General features: G+C 66.0%; 13 protein-coding genes and 1 tRNA gene. 6 read left to right on the forward strand and 8 right to left on the reverse strand.

Annotated features, from left to right (window positions below; genetic code table 11):
- Positions 1-16: 16 nt before the first annotated feature.
- Genes thrC through argS form a run of 4 tightly spaced genes read right to left on the reverse strand, consistent with a single transcriptional unit; the run spans position 17 to position 5,449 of the window.
- Positions 17-1,084: a threonine synthase gene (gene thrC / locus HQ354_RS20675; protein ID WP_068429402.1), complete on the reverse strand. Its 1,068-nt coding sequence runs from the start codon at positions 1,082-1,084 to the stop codon at positions 17-19.
- Positions 1,081-2,382, reverse strand: a complete 1,302-nt coding sequence (locus tag HQ354_RS20680; RefSeq protein ID WP_068429404.1) for a homoserine dehydrogenase — start codon at positions 2,380-2,382, stop codon at positions 1,081-1,083. The genes thrC and HQ354_RS20680 overlap by 4 nt, the downstream gene beginning before the upstream one ends.
- Positions 2,379-3,800 (reverse strand): diaminopimelate decarboxylase, encoded by a 1,422-nt coding sequence (gene lysA, locus HQ354_RS20685; RefSeq protein WP_068429407.1) that lies wholly within the window; start codon positions 3,798-3,800, stop codon positions 2,379-2,381. Before lysA ends, HQ354_RS20680 begins: the two co-directional genes overlap by 4 nt.
- The gene (argS, locus tag HQ354_RS20690) at positions 3,797-5,449 is read right to left on the reverse strand and encodes an arginine--tRNA ligase (protein WP_068429410.1); all 1,653 of its coding nucleotides are present in this window, start codon (positions 5,447-5,449) and stop codon (positions 3,797-3,799) included. The genes lysA and argS overlap by 4 nt, the downstream gene beginning before the upstream one ends.
- A 187-nt stretch (positions 5,450-5,636) precedes the next feature.
- Here argS and HQ354_RS20695 point away from each other — a divergent pair, with 187 nt between their 5' ends.
- Together HQ354_RS20695 and HQ354_RS20700 are read left to right on the forward strand one after the other, a co-directional pair.
- On the forward strand, positions 5,637-6,542 hold the full coding sequence (locus HQ354_RS20695) for a DUF3105 domain-containing protein (protein WP_068429413.1): 906 nt from the start codon (positions 5,637-5,639) through the stop codon (positions 6,540-6,542).
- The gene (locus HQ354_RS20700) at positions 6,542-7,225 is read left to right on the forward strand and encodes a DUF305 domain-containing protein (RefSeq protein WP_068429416.1); all 684 of its coding nucleotides are present in this window, start codon (positions 6,542-6,544) and stop codon (positions 7,223-7,225) included. Before HQ354_RS20695 ends, HQ354_RS20700 begins: the two co-directional genes overlap by 1 nt.
- Here the strand turns inward: HQ354_RS20700 and HQ354_RS20705 are convergent.
- Positions 7,218-9,608 (reverse strand): phosphoketolase, encoded by a 2,391-nt coding sequence (locus HQ354_RS20705; protein ID WP_222635491.1) that lies wholly within the window; start codon positions 9,606-9,608, stop codon positions 7,218-7,220. The genes HQ354_RS20700 and HQ354_RS20705 overlap by 8 nt on opposite strands.
- Positions 9,609-9,706: 98 nt before the next feature.
- Here HQ354_RS20705 and HQ354_RS20710 point away from each other — a divergent pair.
- A tRNA-Arg gene (locus tag HQ354_RS20710) sits at positions 9,707-9,779 on the forward strand.
- Positions 9,780-9,814: 35 nt separating this feature from the next.
- A complete protein-coding gene (locus HQ354_RS20715) occupies positions 9,815-10,708 on the forward strand; it encodes a hypothetical protein (protein ID WP_222635490.1) in 894 nt (297 codons plus the stop codon).
- Between the two features lie 6 nt (positions 10,709-10,714).
- Here the strand turns inward: HQ354_RS20715 and HQ354_RS20720 are convergent, their stop codons facing one another.
- Genes HQ354_RS20720 through cysD form a run of 3 tightly spaced genes read right to left on the reverse strand, consistent with a single transcriptional unit; the run spans position 10,715 to position 14,597 of the window.
- Positions 10,715-11,797 carry a 3'(2'),5'-bisphosphate nucleotidase CysQ gene (locus tag HQ354_RS20720; protein ID WP_222635493.1) on the reverse strand — a complete coding sequence of 361 codons (1,083 nt, stop codon included), beginning with the start codon at positions 11,795-11,797 and terminating at the stop codon, positions 10,715-10,717.
- Positions 11,798-11,805: 8 nt separating this feature from the next.
- Positions 11,806-13,644 (reverse strand): adenylyl-sulfate kinase, encoded by a 1,839-nt coding sequence (gene cysC, locus HQ354_RS20725; RefSeq protein ID WP_222635489.1) that lies wholly within the window; start codon positions 13,642-13,644, stop codon positions 11,806-11,808.
- The gene (gene cysD, locus HQ354_RS20730; protein ID WP_222635488.1) at positions 13,644-14,597 is read right to left on the reverse strand and encodes a sulfate adenylyltransferase subunit CysD; all 954 of its coding nucleotides are present in this window, start codon (positions 14,595-14,597) and stop codon (positions 13,644-13,646) included. Before cysD ends, cysC begins: the two co-directional genes overlap by 1 nt.
- An 84-nt stretch (positions 14,598-14,681) precedes the next feature.
- Here cysD and HQ354_RS20735 point away from each other — a divergent pair, with 84 nt between their 5' ends.
- Positions 14,682-15,842, forward strand: a complete 1,161-nt coding sequence (locus tag HQ354_RS20735; RefSeq protein WP_167676267.1) for a hypothetical protein — start codon at positions 14,682-14,684, stop codon at positions 15,840-15,842.
- Positions 15,839-16,621 (forward strand): SDR family oxidoreductase, encoded by a 783-nt coding sequence (locus HQ354_RS20740; protein WP_167676269.1) that lies wholly within the window; start codon positions 15,839-15,841, stop codon positions 16,619-16,621. The genes HQ354_RS20735 and HQ354_RS20740 overlap by 4 nt, the downstream gene beginning before the upstream one ends.

A 16,621-nucleotide genomic window follows, 5' to 3' on the forward strand; every position in this document is an offset into this window, starting at 1 on the left:
GTCGCGGATTCTGTCACTACGCCAGCTCGAGCGCAGACGCCACAGCGACGGGATCGACCGGGATGGGTTCGACGACAGGCATTCCCGACAGTGCGGTGTCGGGGTCCTTGAGGCCGTTGCCGGTCACGGTGCAGACGACGGTCAGTCCGCTGTCCAGCCAGCCTTCCTTACGTGCGGCGAGCAGGCCGGCGATGCTTGCCGCCGACGCAGGCTCGACGAAGACACCTTCGGTCCTGGCGACCAGGCGGTAGGCCTCGAGAATCTCGTCGTCGGTGGCCGCACGGAACGCGCCGCCCGACTCTTCCTTGGCTGCGACCGCACCGTTCCACGACGCGGGCGAACCGATGCGGATCGCGGTGGCGATGGTTTCCGGATCCTTCACCGGTGCACCGCTGACGAGAGGTGCTGCGCCCGCGGCCTGGACACCGAGCATGCGCGGCTTGACCGACGTGATGCCGTCACGGAAATACTCGGAGTATCCACGCCAGTACGCGGTGATGTTTCCGGCGTTGCCGACCGGAAGTGCATGCACGTCAGGCGCTTTGCCGAGTGCGTCGCACACCTCGAACGCGGCCGTCTTCTGTCCCTCGATACGCACGGGGTTGACGGAGTTGACGAGGCCGATCGTCGGGAACTCGGCCGTGGTCTTACGGGCGAGCTCGAGGCAGTCGTCGAAGTTGCCCTGCACCTGAATGATCTTCGCGCCGTGCATGACTGCCTGGGCGAGCTTGCCCATTGCGATCTTGCCCTGCGGCACGAGCACCGCGCAGCCCATCTTGGCCTTGGCCGCGTACGCAGCGGCGGACGCCGACGTGTTGCCCGTCGACGCGCACAGCACAGCTTCCTGGCCGCGAGCGAGCGCGTCGGTGACGGCCATCGTCATACCGCGGTCCTTGAACGACCCCGTCGGGTTGAGCCCCTCCACCTTCAGATGTACGTCGCATCCGGTGATCTCGGACAGGTGCTCCGCGTGGATCAGCGGCGTGCCACCCTCGAGCAGGGTCACGGTCTTCCAGTCCGGTCCGAGAGCGAGGCGATCGCGGTACGCCTCGATCAGCCCTGGCCACGGCGTGTGAACGGTCATTCGGTGGTGCCTTCCAATCTGAGAACGCTTGCGACTGACGTGACGACGTCGAGCTTCTCGAGCGCCGAGACGGTTTCGGAGAGTGCGGAATCCGCGGCGACGTGGGTGACGACGACGAGGCGGGCGCCGTCGCCCGCATCCTGCTGACGGACTGTCGAGATACTGACGTCACGCTTGGAGAACTCGGCCGCGACCGTCGCCAGAACGCCCGGGCGATCGGCCACCTGCATGCTCACGTAGTACCGAGTGGGGATGTCTCCTATGGGCGCAACCTTGAGTTTGGCGTACTTCGACTCCAGCGGACCGCGTCCGCCGTAGAACTTGTTGCGTGCGGCCATCACCAGGTCGCCGAGCACGGCAGACGCCGTCGGCGAACCGCCTGCACCCTGTCCGTAGAACATGAGACGTCCTGCAGCCTCGGCTTCGACGACCACGGCGTTGAACGCGCCGTTCACCGTCGCCAGCGGGTGGTTCCGCGGAACGAGCGCCGGGTAGACGCGAGCGGAGATACGCTCCTTGCCCTTCGGCGTCGTGATGCGTTCGCAGATGGCGAGCAGCTTGATGGTGCAGTCGAGCGACCGTGCCGTCTGCAGGTCCTCCCCGGTGATCTTGCTGATGCCCTCGCGGTAGACGTCGCCCGCGGTGACGCGGGTGTGGAACGCGATCGACGCGAGAATCGCAGCCTTGGACGCGGCGTCGTAACCCTCGACGTCGGCGGTGGGATCCGCTTCGGCGTACCCGAGACGTCCCGCTTCGGCGAGCGTCTCGGCGTAGTCGGCACCCGTGTCGTCCATCGCGGACAGGATGAAGTTGGTCGTGCCGTTGACGATTCCGGCGACCTTGTTGACGCGATCGCCTGCGAGCGACTGCATCAGCGGGCGCACGACCGGAATGGCGCCCGCGACGGCAGCCTCGAAATACAGGTCGGCGCGGGACTTCTCGGCCGCGTCGTTGAGCTCGCCCGCGTACTCGGCGAGCAACGCCTTGTTCGCGGTGACGACCGACTTGCCCTTCTCGAGGGCCGAGAAGATCAGCTTGCGAGGAACGTCGATGCCGCCCAGCACCTCGACGACGAGATCGACGTCCTCGCGCTCGACGAGCGACGCCGGATCGTCGGTCAGCAACGAGGCGTCGACGCCACGATCACCGTCGATGCGACGCACTGCGATGCCCCGAATCTCCAGCGGCGCACCTACTCTCGCCTCGAAGTCGGCTGCGTTCTCGGTCAGAATGCGAACGACTTCGCTTCCGACGTTTCCGAGACCGAGAACGGCCACACCCAACGGCTTCGATGTCACGGCTGCACCTCCAAGCTGAGCAGATCTTCCAATGTCTCCCGGCGCAGAACGAGGCGGGACTTTCCGTCTTTCACTGCCACGACGGCAGGTCGAGTCAACAGGTTGTACCGACTGGACATCGAGTAGCAGTACGCACCGGTCGCGGCGACGGCCAACAGGTCGCCCGGTCCGACGTCGCTCGGCATCCACGTGTTCTTGATAACGATGTCGCCGCTCTCGCAATGCTTTCCGACGACCCGAGCGAGCACCGCATCCGATTCGCTGTCACGCGAGACCAACCTGCAGTCGTACTCGGCCTGGTACAGCGACGTACGAATGTTGTCGCTCATTCCACCGTCGACGCTGATGTAGCGGCGACGAGTCTTCGCATCGACCGTCACGTCCTTGGTGGTGCCGACCTCGTACAGCGTGACCGTGCCAGGACCGGCGATGGCGCGTCCCGGCTCGACGTCGATACGAGGCACCGGCAGGCCCACGGCCGCCGATTCGCTTGCGACGATGGACTTCAACTTCGCGGCGAGGTCCTCGACCGCGGGCGGGTCGTCACTGGCCACGTACGAGATGCCCATGCCGCCACCGAGATCGATGGTCGAGATCTGCGCAGTCTTGTCGGTACCGAACTCCGACACCACGTCTCGCAGCAGGCCCAGCAACTTGTGCGCGGCGAGTTCGAAACCGTCGACCTCGAAGATCTGCGAGCCGATGTGGCTGTGCAGTCCGACGAGTCGCAGGTTGTCGGCGGCGAAGACACGGCGAACCGCGTCCAGCGCCGAGCCGTCGGCCAGCGAGAATCCGAATTTCTGATCCTCGTGCGCGGTCGCGATGAACTCGTGCGTGTGTGCCTCGACCCCGACGGTGACGCGCACCAGGACGTCCTGAACGACACCGAGTTCTCCGGCGACGGCGTCGAGTCGGTCGATCTCGATGCTCGAGTCGAGTACGACGTGTTCGACCCCGGCTCGCACGCCTGCGGTCAGCTCGTCGATCGACTTGTTGTTGCCGTGCATGGCAATTCGGTTCGCCGGGAATCCCGCGGCGAGTGCGATGCCCAGTTCACCGCCGGAGCACACGTCGAGCGAGAGTCCCTCGTCGGCGATCCAGCGCGCTATCTCTCCGCACAGGAACGCTTTGGACGCGTAGTGAACTCGTGCCGGGTCACCGAACGCCGACGCCATTTCCCGTGCCCGCGAACGGAAGTCGTCCTCGTCGATGACGAACAGCGGGGTGCCGTACTGCTCGGCCAGTTCGGTGACCGGCACTCCGGCGAGGCGGACCACGCCGTCGTCGCCGCGAGCGGCGTTGCGCGGGAAGACATGCGCGGGAAGCGTTGTCATCTCCGACGCCGAGGCGGGTCGTTCCGTCCACGACTCCTTGGTCGCGACGTCGGCGTGCTTCGGACCGGCGGGATGCGCGTTCACATCCGCTCCGGTGCGCTGACGCCGAGCAGGTCGAGGCCGTTGGCCAGCACCTGCCGGGTTGCGTTGCCCAACGCCAAACGTGCGATGTTCACGGGGCCTGGCTCCTCGTCTCCTTGGGGAAGTACACGGCATGCACCGTAGAACCGGTGGTAGGCACCGGCCAGTTCTTCGAGGTACCGCGCAATGCGGTGCGGCTCACGCAGATTCGCCGCACTGGCTACGACGCGCGGGTATTCGCCGATCGTCCGGATCAGGTCGCCCTCCTGCTCCTGCGTCAGCAGGGACAGGTCCGGGTTCTCGGCGGACAGGCCCAGTTCGGCCGCGCCCCGTGCCAGCGACGCGAGCCGCGCGTGCGCGTACTGGACGTAGTAGACCGGGTTCTCGTTGCTCGCACTGGCCCACAGTTCGAGGTCGATGTCGATGCTCGAGTCGACCGACGAGCGCACGAGCACGTAGCGGGCCGCGTCGACGCCGATGGCGTCGACCAGGTCGTCGAGCGTGATGACGGTGCCCGCGCGCTTGCTCATCTTGACCGGGGCGCCGTCGCGCACCAGGTTGACCATCTGGCCGATGAGCACCTCGACGGTGTCGGGGTCGTCGCCGTACGCTGCCGCGGCGGCCTTGAGGCGACCCACGTAACCGTGGTGGTCCGCGCCGAGCATGTAGATGCACAGGTCGAAGCCGCGCTGGCGCTTGTTCTGGAAGTACGCGATGTCACCGGCGATGTACGCGGCGTTGCCGTCGCTCTTGATGACGACGCGATCCTTGTCGTCACCGAAGTCGGTGCTGCGCAGCCACCAGGCTCCGTCCTCGTGGTAGAGGCTTCCCGAGTTCTTCAGGTAGTCGACGGCCTTCTCGACCGCACCGGATTCGAACAGCGAGTTCTCGTGGAAGTACACGTCGAAGTCGACGCCGAACTCGTGCAGATTCTTCTTGATCTGCGCGAACATCAGGTCGACGCCGATGGACCGGAAGGTCTCGGCCTGTGCTTCGGGTGCCATCGCGAGCGCCTCGGGGCTCTTCGCGAGCACAGCCTGTGCAATTTCACCGATGTAGGCGCCCGCGTAGCCGTCCTCGGGCGCCGGTTCACCCTTCGCGGCGGCGATGAGCGAGCGGCTGAAGCGGTCGATCTGCGCACCGTGATCGTTGAAGTAGTACTCGCGTACCACCTCGGCTCCCTGAGCAGTCAGGATCCGGCCCAGCGCGTCGCCGACGGCTGCCCACCGGGTGCCGCCCAGGTGGATCGGGCCGGTCGGGTTCGCGGAGACGAACTCGAGGTTCACCTTGCGGCCTGCGAGCGCAGTTCCGTGGCCGTACGACGCGGCCGCGGTGAGCGCCTGGGCGACGATCGCGCCCTGCGCGTCCGCCGCGAGGCGAATGTTGAGGAATCCGGGGCCCGCGACGTCGGCGCTGGCGATCGCGGAGTCGGCGGCGAGGGCTTCGGCGAGCCAACCGGCGAAATCGCGCGGATTGGCGCCGGCTTTCTTGGCGACCTGAAGTGCGACGTTGGTCGCGTAGTCACCGTGCTCGGGGTTGCGGGGTCGTTCGACCGTCAGCTTCTGGGGCAGCACGGACGCGTCGAGACCGCGTTCGGCAAGCACCTTCGCGGCGGTCGCGTGTAGCAGTTCGGCAAGGTCGGCTGGAGTCACAGGTAGCTATCCTATGGTCTAGGGCAGGGTCGGTCGGCAGCCAGTACCTCATGAGGGCAGGCGTCACCCCCGGACGGCCTCAAAGCATGCGCTCAGAATGAGAACGTACAGTAATGGCGCCCTGCGATCTTGCAACCAGGTGCGCGGACACGTCGCACCTCCCACAACCGAAAGAGCGACGACAGCGATGCCCACGGGTTCCGATAGCGGCGGTCAGAGCAAGAAGTCGGCCGCCAAGGCCAACAAGGCCATCAAGGCCGCCAAGAGAAAGAGCGGCGTCCCGGCGACCAAATCCGGACGTCCGGGTCGGCAGATTCCCTGGCTGACGGTCGGAGCGATCGTCGTCGTGGTCGGTCTCATCGCGATTCTCGCGATCAACCTCGTTCCCAAGTACCAGCAGCGCGCCGAGACCCAGAAGTGGGAGCCGAGCGAGAGCAATCAGGACCCGTCGTCGCAGATCGCCGACGTGGTGAAGATGGAGTACCCGGCGGCGCTGCACGTCAGCCCGACCCAGCGCGTCGCGTACGACCAGACTCCCCCGTTCGGTGGACCGCACGATGCGGTGTGGGCCACGTGCACCGGCGTCGTCTACCCCGAGGCCATCCGTACCGAGAACGCCGTGCACTCGCTCGAACACGGCGCCGTATGGATCACGTACAACCCGGACGAACTCGGCGAGGATCAGATCTCCACTCTCGCCGACAAGGTCGACGGTGAGTCCTACATGCTGATGTCGCCGTACCCCGGCCAGGACTCCGCCGTGTCGCTGCAGTCGTGGGGCCACCAGCTGAAGCTCGACAGCGTCGACGACGAGCGCATCGATCACTTCATCGCTGCGCTGCGCCTGAACCGCTACGCATACCCCGAGGTCGGTGCCAGCTGCTCGACCGTGCCCGGCTCGTTCGATCCCGACAACCCGCCGCCGTTCGACGCGTCGGCTCCCGGGGCCGACGCCGTGCCGATGGACGGCGCGGGCATCACGCCCGACGCCAGCGAGACCGGCGCTACCGGTGGTCTGCCCGATGGCATGCAGCTTCCCTCCGATCTCCAACTCCCGACCGAAGCTCCGGCAGAACCGGCGCCCGCGTCCTGATGTCGGATCAACCCCGTAAGAAGTCCCAGGTCGCCGCGCTGGCGATCCTGGGACTGATCGCGGCCGTCGCCGTCGGATTCGCCCTCGGATTCCTCGCCAGGACCACCGTGCTCGGTGGCGACGACTCCGTGCCTGCAGCGGATTCGGTCGACGTCGGCTTCGCCCAGGACATGTCGGTGCACCACAACCAGGCCATCGACATGTCCTCGATCGCACTGACCAACGCAGCCGACCAGCCCGTGCGAACGCTCGCGTTCGACATGCTGACCTCGCAGCAGAACCAGGTGGGCCAGATGCAGGGCTGGCTGGCCATCTGGGACCGCGCTCCCGTCGGATCGAACGGCTACATGGGCTGGATGAAGGACGACGAAGGCCACTCCCACACGATGTCGATGGCCTCACAGCCGACAGGATCGGTTGCGGCCATGCCGGGCATGGCGACGGCCGACGAGCTCGCAGCATTGCGCCAAGCAACCGGCCCGGCCGTCGACGTGATGTTCCTGCAGTTGATGCTGCGGCACCACGAGGGCGGCCTGTCGATGATGGAGTACGCCGTCGACCACGCCGAGACTCCCGCTCTGAAGCGGCTCGCCGAATCGATGATCTCCACGCAGGAGAGCGAGGCCACGCTCATGAAGCAGATGCTCGCCGAGCGTGGCGCCCAACCCTTGGCGCCTAGCTAGAGACCGAGAACGTCCAGTCGGCCACCTCGGGCATGTCCTCGAGGTGCTCGACGACGTACTTCTCGTGCCGCGCGAGCTGGGACGTGCAGTAGTCGATCAGCTCTCCGCCCTTCTCGGGTACGCGACGCGACCGCCGTAGCGCCTCCAGCACGAGGTGGTAGCGGCTCATCTTGTTCAGCACGACCATGTCGAACGGTGTCGTCGTCGTGCCCTGTTCGTTGAAGCCGCGGACGTGGAACCGATCGGCACCCGTGCGTCCGTGCAGAAGCTCGTGCACGGCACGCGGGTAGCCGTGAAAGGCGAAGACGACGTCTGCATCGGCGGTGAACAGATCGACGAACTTCGTCTCCGGGAAGCCGTGCGGATGCTCCTCCGGCGTCAGCAACCCCATCAGATCGACGACGTTGACGACGCGCACCCGCAGGTACGGGACCCATTCGCGCAGAATCTGCGCGGCCGCGAGAATCTCCTGCGTCGGCACGTCACCGGCCGCCGCGAGCACGATGTCCGGCTCGCTCGGCGTCCCGGCCGTGTCGGTCTCGGTGCCTGCCCATTCCCAGATCGACGCGCCGGCCGCGCAGTGCTCGTGAGCCTGCTCCAACGTCAGGTACTGCAGGTGCGGCTGCTTGTCGACGACGATCAGATTGACGTGATCGCGGCTGCGCAGACAGTGATCGGAGATCGACAACAGCGTGTTCGAGTCCGGCGGCAACCAGACACGCACGACGTCGGGTGCCAGCGGGATGACGGCGTCGATCATGCCCGGCCCCTGGTGACTGAAGCCGTTGTGATCGTTGCGCCAGCACGTGCTCGTCAGCAACACGTTGAGCGACGCCACCGGCTCACGCCACGGCAGGTCCGCGGCGTGCTGCAGCCACTTGACGTGCTGGATCATCATCGAGACGCTGACCATCGCGAACGCTTCGTAGCTGGCGAACACGCCGTGTCCGCCCGCCAGCAGATAGCCTTCCAGCCAGCCCTCGCAGAGATGTTCGCTCAGCACCTCCATGACGCGTCCGTCCGGCGAGAGGTGGTCGTCCCACTCCTCGATCGGCAGCTGCCAGCACCGGTCGGTCGCGTCGAACACCGCCGCCAGGCGATTGCTGGCCGTCTCGTCCGGGCAGAACAGCCGGAAGTCACCGCCACCGTCGTCGCGGGTGTTGTCCGCATCGATGTCGCGCATCAGCTCGCCGAGCACACGCGTCGTCTCGTGGAACCCGGCGCCGGGTGCCTCGATCGGAATCTCGTACTTCTCGAGCGGCGGAATTCGTAGCGGTCGTAGGAGTCTGCCGCCGTTCGCGTACGGCGTCGACCCCATGCGCTTGTCCCCCGACGGGGCGAGTGCCGCAAGCTCTTTCACGAGGGAACCGCCGTCGTCGAACAGGTTCTGCGGCTCGTAGGACCGCATCCAGGATTCCAACTGCGCGAGGTGGTCGGGGTTGGTACGAACCCCGGACAGCGGAACCTGATGCGCGCGAAAGGTTCCCTCGACGAGCGTGCCGTCGACGGTGTGCGGGCCGGTCCATCCCTTCGGGGTGCGCAGAACGATCGCGGGCCATCGCAAATCCGGCTTCCCGCCGGAACGGGCGTTGCTTTGGATCTTACGAATCGTGTTGTGTGACTCTCGAACAGCGCGTTCGAGTGCCGGAAACACCTGGCGCGGGTCGTCGCCGGAAACGATGACGGGGTCCCATCCCTGCCCGCGCAGGAATGCGTCGACGTCCTCGTCGCTGCTGCGGCCGAACACCGTCGGCCCCGCGATCTTGGCGCCGTTGAGATTCAGGATCGGCAGCACCGCGCCGTCCCGGCGGGGATTCAGGAACGCCGGTAGCTTCCACGATCCGGCGAGCGGGCCCGTTTCCGCCTCCCCGTCACCGATGACGCACGCGACGGTCAGATCGGGCCGATCGAACGCCGCGCCGCCCGCGTGCACGAGCGCGTACCCGAGTTCGCCGCCTTCGTGGATGCTGCCGGGGGTCTGGACGCTGACATGGCTAGGGATGCCGCCGGGCGACGAGAACTGACGGCAGAGCCGTCGAACGCCCTCGGTGTCGCGGGAAACGTGCGGATAGACCTCCGAATACGTGCCTTCCAGATAGGTCGACGCCACCAGCGCAGGCCCTCCGTGACCGGGTCCGGTCACGTACAGCCAATCCGAGTCGGTGTTCTTGATATGCCGGTTGAGCAGCGCATAGATCATCGACAGCGCCGGGCTCGTCCCCCAGTGGCCGAGGAGGCGAGGCTTGATGTGGGCCGCGGTCAGCGGCTCACCGAGGAGAGTGTTGTCCTGCAGATAGATCTGAGCGACGGTCAGATAGTTTGCCGCCGCCCACCATTTCAAGTCGAGATCCAGGTCGTCCGTCGAGTAGTCCTGTGCTGTCACCGATCATCCTTTCGGCTGGTCTTGACTGTCCCCCGTACCCACGACACTAGGTCGATTTCGGCTGCCGGGGGTGATGCGCTAGTCTTGGACCCGCCCTGGCCCCCGTAGCTCAGGGGATAGAGCGTTCGCCTCCGGAGCGAAAGGCCGCAGGTTCGAATCCTGCCGGGGGCACACCTTCTTCCATCACTCGATGCGAGTATGGCTGTGTGCCCGATCAAGTCGATTTCGACGACGTAGCCGACGAACTGTATTCGCTCGACCCCTCCGAGTTCGTCGCCGCGCGCAAGGACGCCGTCGCCCGCGCCCGCAAAGCCGGCGACCGAAAAACTGCCACCGCCATCGGAGCGCTGCGCAAACCCACCGTCGTCGCGTGGATGGTCAATCTGCTGGTCCGCGAGGAACCCGAGGACGTCGCCGAACTGTTCGACCTCGGCGACAGTCTGCGCGAGGCTCAAAGACGTTCGGCCGCCGACGAGCTCAAGGAACTGTCCGGGGCACGCCAGCAGGCGATCCGGGCGCTGACGCGTCGCGCAGTGAAGATCGCAGCCGAGCACGGCAAGCCAGGCGCCGACGACGCGGAACGTGAAATCGGTCAGACCCTGAACGCGGCTCTCGCAGATCCCGACGTCGGCGAGCGGGTCAGGGCGGGCCGCGTCGTCACGGCCGAGTCGTACAGCGGGTTCGGTCCCGCGATGCTTGCGTTGGCACCGGAGCTTCCCGACGAGGAAGAGGAGCCAGAAGACGAAGAGACCGCCGACGAAGAGCCCGATACCGTCGACCAGAAAGCCCTCGACGAGGCCAGGGAACAATTGGAGGAAGCGAAGGAGGACGAGGCGTCGGCGCGCGCCGACGCCGAATCCGCCCGCGCCGAGGCAGAATCCGCCGACGAGAACCTCGCCGAGGTCAAGGAGCGGCTCGCTCGACTGCGTAGCGAACTACACGAAGCCGAGGAGCAGGAAGCCGAAGCGCGTCGGACCGTGAAGTCGGCCGATCGTGAAGCCAGGCGCCTGAAGCGAGTGCTCACCGACGCGCAGGCGCGGACGGAGGAGGCGCAGAACGCCGTCGACTCTTTCAGGCGGGAGTGGAGCCTGCAGGAATGACCCAAATCAGGCAGGCTCGATGATGGCCGTGATGGTGGTGATATCGCCTGCCGGGATCTCGAAGTGCTCGGTCACGGATACGGTCACGCCGCCGTCCAGGTCGAGCAGATAGCGCCCGACGACGCTGGTGCCCCACTCGCGGAAGGCGAGGTCACGCACCGCGACGATGGACTTGTACTGCTGTCCCTGTTCCAGGTCATCGCGGATGAACTGGCCGGTGTCGCCGGTGCTGTTTCCGTTCTCGACGCGTCGGCACGCGTCGGCGAGTCGCAGTTTGGTGGCGTCGTGACTGACGAGAGCCTCGACGTACTCACGTGCCATCGCGACGCGTCCGGAATCGGCGTCACGGGTGGCGTGCGCGGCAATTCCGCGCAGCAGCGGCTCGGCAAGTTCGGGACGACAGATCAGCAGATCCGGTACGTACGGATGAGAGTTGTTGTACGTCAACGGTGTTCCGTCGATTCGTGAGCAGTGCAGCCCGGCCGCCAGCGCAACGCCGACGGGTGCTGCGGAATCCCATTCCCACTGCCCACCGGAGTGGACGTACGCGTCGACGTCCCCGCGCACGACGGCCATCGCCTTGGCTCCGGCGGATCCCATCGTGACGACGTCGCCGCCGACGTCGGCCGCGAGTGCGTCCATGTAGTACGGCGGGCGGCTGTCGCTGACGACGAGCTGCGGTCTGCGGTCCGACCGCGCCGGCAGGCTCACGTCCGCAGTCGAATACACGACGCCTGCAGCCGGTTGCGCGACGGCCGACGCCGTCATCCCCTTCCCTGCTTCCCACAGACCGACGTGCACGGCCCAGTCGGCGCGGTCGCTCATGCCGTATTCGCGTGATCCGTCGAGCGGATCGATGATCCAGACGCGTGAGGCGTCGAGGCGGGCGCGATCGTCGGCCGACTCCTCCGAGAGCACCGCGTCGTCCGGACGGTCGGTCTTCAGCCGCGCGAGGATCAGGTCGTTGGCCTGCGCGTCGCCGAGACGGCCCAGTTCGCGTCCCGTCACGCTCGCGCCGTCCCGAATCTCCAGCAGCAACTCTCCCGCAGCGCGCGCGACGTCGGCGGCGAAGTGGGCGTCGTCTTCCAGCGAATACGTCACGCGCTCAACAATTCCACAATTCGCAACGCTTGCGCCGCGGGATCGCCGTCCGACGGCCGCAGCACGAGGTCGGGGTGCTCGGGCGCCTCGTAGGGATCGTCGACGCCGGTGAACCCCGTGATCTCACCGGCACGCGCCTTGGCGTACATGCCCTTCGGGTCGCGCTGCGCGCAGACCTCGAGCGGCGTGTCGACGTGGACCTCGAAGAACCGCAGGCCTGCACGGTCGTGGACACGTCTCGCGTCGTCGCGGTCCGTGCGATACGGGCTGATGAGGCAAGCAATGGCGACGAGCCCCGCGTCGGCCATCAGTCCGGCGACCTCGCCGACGCGTCGCACGTTCTCGGCGCGGCTCGTGCGATCGAATCCGAGATCGGAGTTGAGTCCGTGCCGCAGATTGTCGCCGTCGAGTCGATACGCGGGCCTACCCGACGCCACCAGAATCCGCTCGAGTTCCGCCGCGATCGTCGACTTTCCCGACGCCGACAGCCCGGTCAGCCACACGGTCGCCCCTCGGGTCGCGCGACTCTCGCGTTCGACTCGCGCAGCGTGCCACACGACGTTCGATGCCGTCAGCGCAGGCCCGCCGATCATCCCCGCTGCGACGGTCGCGCCGGTGCTCTCGTTGACGAGCAGAAAGCTTCCGGTCACGCGGTTGCGGCGATACGGGTCGAAGAACAGCGGGTTCTGCGTGCGGATGCGGACGCGGCCGATGTCGTTGAGCGACAACGACTCTGCCGACCTGTCTCGATGCAGAGTGTCGACGTCCAGCCGATAGTCGAGTCGGGTGACGTGCGCGATCGTGGAGTTGCTGGTGTGCAGCATCAGATATCGATCTTCGGGCCGCAGTTCCGCGCCCTCGGCGAGCCAACACACCATCGCGTCGATGTCCGTGCCGATGTCGGGACGATTGTTCGGACGGCACAGCATGTCGCCACGGCCGACGTCGAGCGGATCGTCGAGTTCGAGACAGACTGCCGACGACGCGAATCCCTCGGTGATCTTCGCTCCGCCCGGTCCCCACACCGCCGAGATCCGCGTCCGAAAACCCGACGGAAGGACCACGATTTCGTCGCCCGGCGCGAACACACCTCCGGCGACCGTGCCCGCCAACCCCCGGAAGTCGCGATGCTCACCGTCGTCTTTCGGCCTGATCACGTATTGCACCGGGAACCGTGCGTCGATGAGGTTGCGGTCCGACGCGACGTGCACCTCCTCGAGAACGTGCATCAGAGAACCACCCGTGTACCACGGCATCGACTCGGTTCGGTGCACCACGTTGTCGCCGCCCAAGGCGCACATCGGAACGAACGTCAGATCGTGCACGTCGAGTTTGGTTGCGAACGAGGAGAAGTCGGCCTTGATCTCCTCGAATCGATCCTCGGACCAGTCGACGAGGTCCATCTTGTTGACGCACAACACCAGATGCGCGACGCCGAGCAACGACGCCAGGAACGCGTGACGCCTGGTCTGCTGGAGTACCCCGGCCCTGGCGTCGACGAGAATCAATGCGAGGTCGGCCGTCGACGCGCCCGTCACCATGTTGCGCGTGTACTGCACGTGACCCGGCGTGTCCGCGACGACGAATTTCCTTTTCGGCGTGGAGAAGTAGCGGTAGGCGACGTCGATGGTGATGCCCTGTTCACGCTCGGCGCGCAGCCCGTCGGTAAGCAGCGCGAGGTCGACGTCGTCACCGCCGCGGGCGCGCGACGTTCGTTCGACGGCATCCCACTGATCGTCGAAGATCGCCTTCGAGTCGTACAGCAACCGGCCGATGAGCGTCGACTTGCCGTCGTCGACGCTTCCTGCCGTGGCCACCCTGAGCAACTCGGACATCAGAAGTAGCCTTCCTTCTTGCGATCTTCCATGCCGGTGTCCGAGATTCGGTCGTCGGCGCGCGTTGCACCGCGTTCGGTGGTGCGTGTGGATGCGATCTCGGCGACGACGGCAGCGGGATCGTCGGCTGTCGAGCGGACGCACCCGGTGCACGTGGCGTCGCCGACGGTGCGGAAGCGGACGAGCGCGTCGAACGGCTCGTCGTCCCGTATGTCGACGAACCGTGTGGCCGCCAACAGCATTCCGTCACGCGACACGACCTGCCGCCGGTGCGCGTAGTACAGATTCGGCAGCGCGATGCCTTCGGCCGCGATGTACTGCCATATGTCGAGCTCGGTCCAGTTCGACAGAGGGAACACCCGACAGTGCTCACCGCGTCGGTGACGACCGTTGTACAGCTGCCACAGTTCCGGCCGCTGTTTGCGTGGATCCCACTGCCCGTGCTCGTCGCGAAAACTGAACACGCGTTCCTTCGCGCGCGCCTTCTCCTCGTCGCGGCGCGCTCCCCCGAACACCGCGTCGAAGTTCCTCTCCTCGATCGCACGCAGCAACGTTCTGGTCTGCAGACGATTCCGAGAGCCGCCCGGATCCGGAATCGACCGGCCCGCGTCGATGTCGTCCTGCACTCGCGCGACGATGAGCGGGATGCCGAGGCGGGCGACCGTACGATCCCGGAAGTCGATGACCTCGTCGAAGTTGTGGCCGGTGTCGACGTGCAACGCCGCGAACGGGATTCGGGCGGGCCAGAACGCCTTCGCTGCGACATGCAGCATGACGACGGAGTCCTTGCCGCCGGAGAACAGCAGCACCGGTCGTTCCGCGGTGGCCGCCACTTCCCGAAAGATGTGCACGGCCTCGGCTTCGAGCGCGCCGAGGTGCGACAGTGCGTACTCGGTCGATGCCACGGCACACTCCTTCGCAATGGAACCCGTTGCAACTGCCCTTCTGGTCATTGACCAGCAACACCATGCACCATATCCTCATATACTAGAACCTGTTCTACATTTGATCGTGACAATCGGAACGAGGAGATGCGCGTGCTCACCGAGGCATTCACCGACGCGATCGCGGCGGCCGAGAAGATCGTCGAGGAGGCGCCACACGCACGCGACGAGCGCGATCTCGCCGAGGGCCTCGACTATCTGGCCGGCAACATTCAGGCGTCGATCCAGATGGCGTGGGCATACGATCCCGACTTTCCGCACTTCGCGTCGTCCACCGGCCCGTACACCAAGATGGGCCTGGACAACCCGGACACGCTGTACTTCCACGCGAACATCCGCGACGACGAGGAGTACATCGTCTCCGGAAGGCGCGGGACCACAACCGATCTGAGCTTTCAGATACTGAAGGGCGATTATTCGCCCGTCGACGTCCCGGACAGCCTCACCGCATTCGACGATCGACAGATCGAGATCTCACCCGACGGTAGCTTCGAACTCCACTTCGGCCCGGCGTCGGACCTACCGAACCACTTCACGCTGGGCCCGGGATCGTCGATGCTGGTCGTGCGCGAGGTCTACGGCGACTGGTCCGCCGAGCGCGGCACCCTGACCATCCGTCGCGTCGGGAGCGACGGCGACGCACCACCGCCGCACTCCAAAGAGGCTGTCGCGAAACGGTATTCGACGGCAGGCAAGATGCTCGTCGGCCGGCTGCGCACATTTCTCCAGTTTCCGCAGTGGTACTACCTGAACCTCGACGTCAACACGATGACCGAGCCGCGGCTCACGCCAGGAGGACTCAGCACCCAGTACTCGTCGGCCGGACACTACGAGCTCGGCGCGGACCAGGCGATGATCATCACCGTCCCGAAATCCGATGCGCCCTATCAGGGATTCCAACTCGGCAGTCTCTGGTACATCTCGCTCGACTACATCGATCATCAGACGTCGCTGACGTCGGAGCAGGCACAGGTTGACCCCGACGGCAACATCCGACTGGTCGTGAGCGAACGAAATCCCCACGTGACCAACTGGATCGAGACCACAGGGCACTCGCGCGGGTACGCACAGTTTCGGTGGCAGCGCGTATCCCGAGCCATGACCGCAGCCGACGGACCGATCATCGAGGTGGTCGACTTCGACCAAGTGGCCTCGCGGCTGCCGTTCCACGAACTCAACAAGATTTCCGACGACGACTTCGCCCGGCGGATCGCCGCACGCCGCGATGCCGTCGCACGACGGATGCTCGGATGACCGGTCTGCTCGACGGCTCCGTCGTCGTCGTCTCCGGCATCGGCCCCTCACTCGGCAGGTCCATCGCGCTGCGGTGTGCAGCCGAAGGCGCCGATCTGGTGTTGGCCGCCCGCACCGCGAGCTACCTCGACGACGTCGCGAAGGAGGTCGCCGGTCTCGGTCGGCAGGCGGTCGCCGTGCCCACCGACATCACCGACGAGGCGTCGGCGACGAGGTTGGTCGTCAAGGCCGTCGACGCGTTCGGGCACGTCGACGCGCTGATCAACAATGCTTTCGCGATCCCGTCGATGAAGGACCTCGCGCACACCGAGCCCGCGAGCATCAGGGCAGGGCTCGAACTGTCGCTGTTCGGGACACTGCGCCTGTCGCAGCTGTTCACTTCCGCATTGACGAAGTCCCGCGGTTCGATCGTCATGATCAATTCTGCGGTCATCCGACACTCCCAGCCGAAGTACGGTGGCTACAAGATCGCCAAGGCGTCGCTGCTGGCGATGTCGCAGACCCTGGCGAGTGAACTCGGACCGCAGGGGATCCGCGTCAACACCGTTGCGCCGGGCTATATCTGGGGTTCGACGTTGAAGAGCTACTTCGAGCATCTGGCCCAGAAGTACAGCACGACGAGCGAACAGATCTATCGGCAGACCGCGTCGACCATGGATCTACGACGGCTGCCCGAACCCGACGAGATCGCCGACGCCGTCGTGTTCCTCTCGTCGTCGCGCGCACGGGCGATCACCGGCCAGTGTCTGGACGTGAACTGCGGCGAATACCACCACTAG

It is taken from the genome of Rhodococcus sp. BP-261 (assembly GCF_019835205.1).
GTDB lineage: Bacteria > Actinomycetota > Actinomycetes > Mycobacteriales > Mycobacteriaceae > Rhodococcoides > Rhodococcoides kyotonensis_B.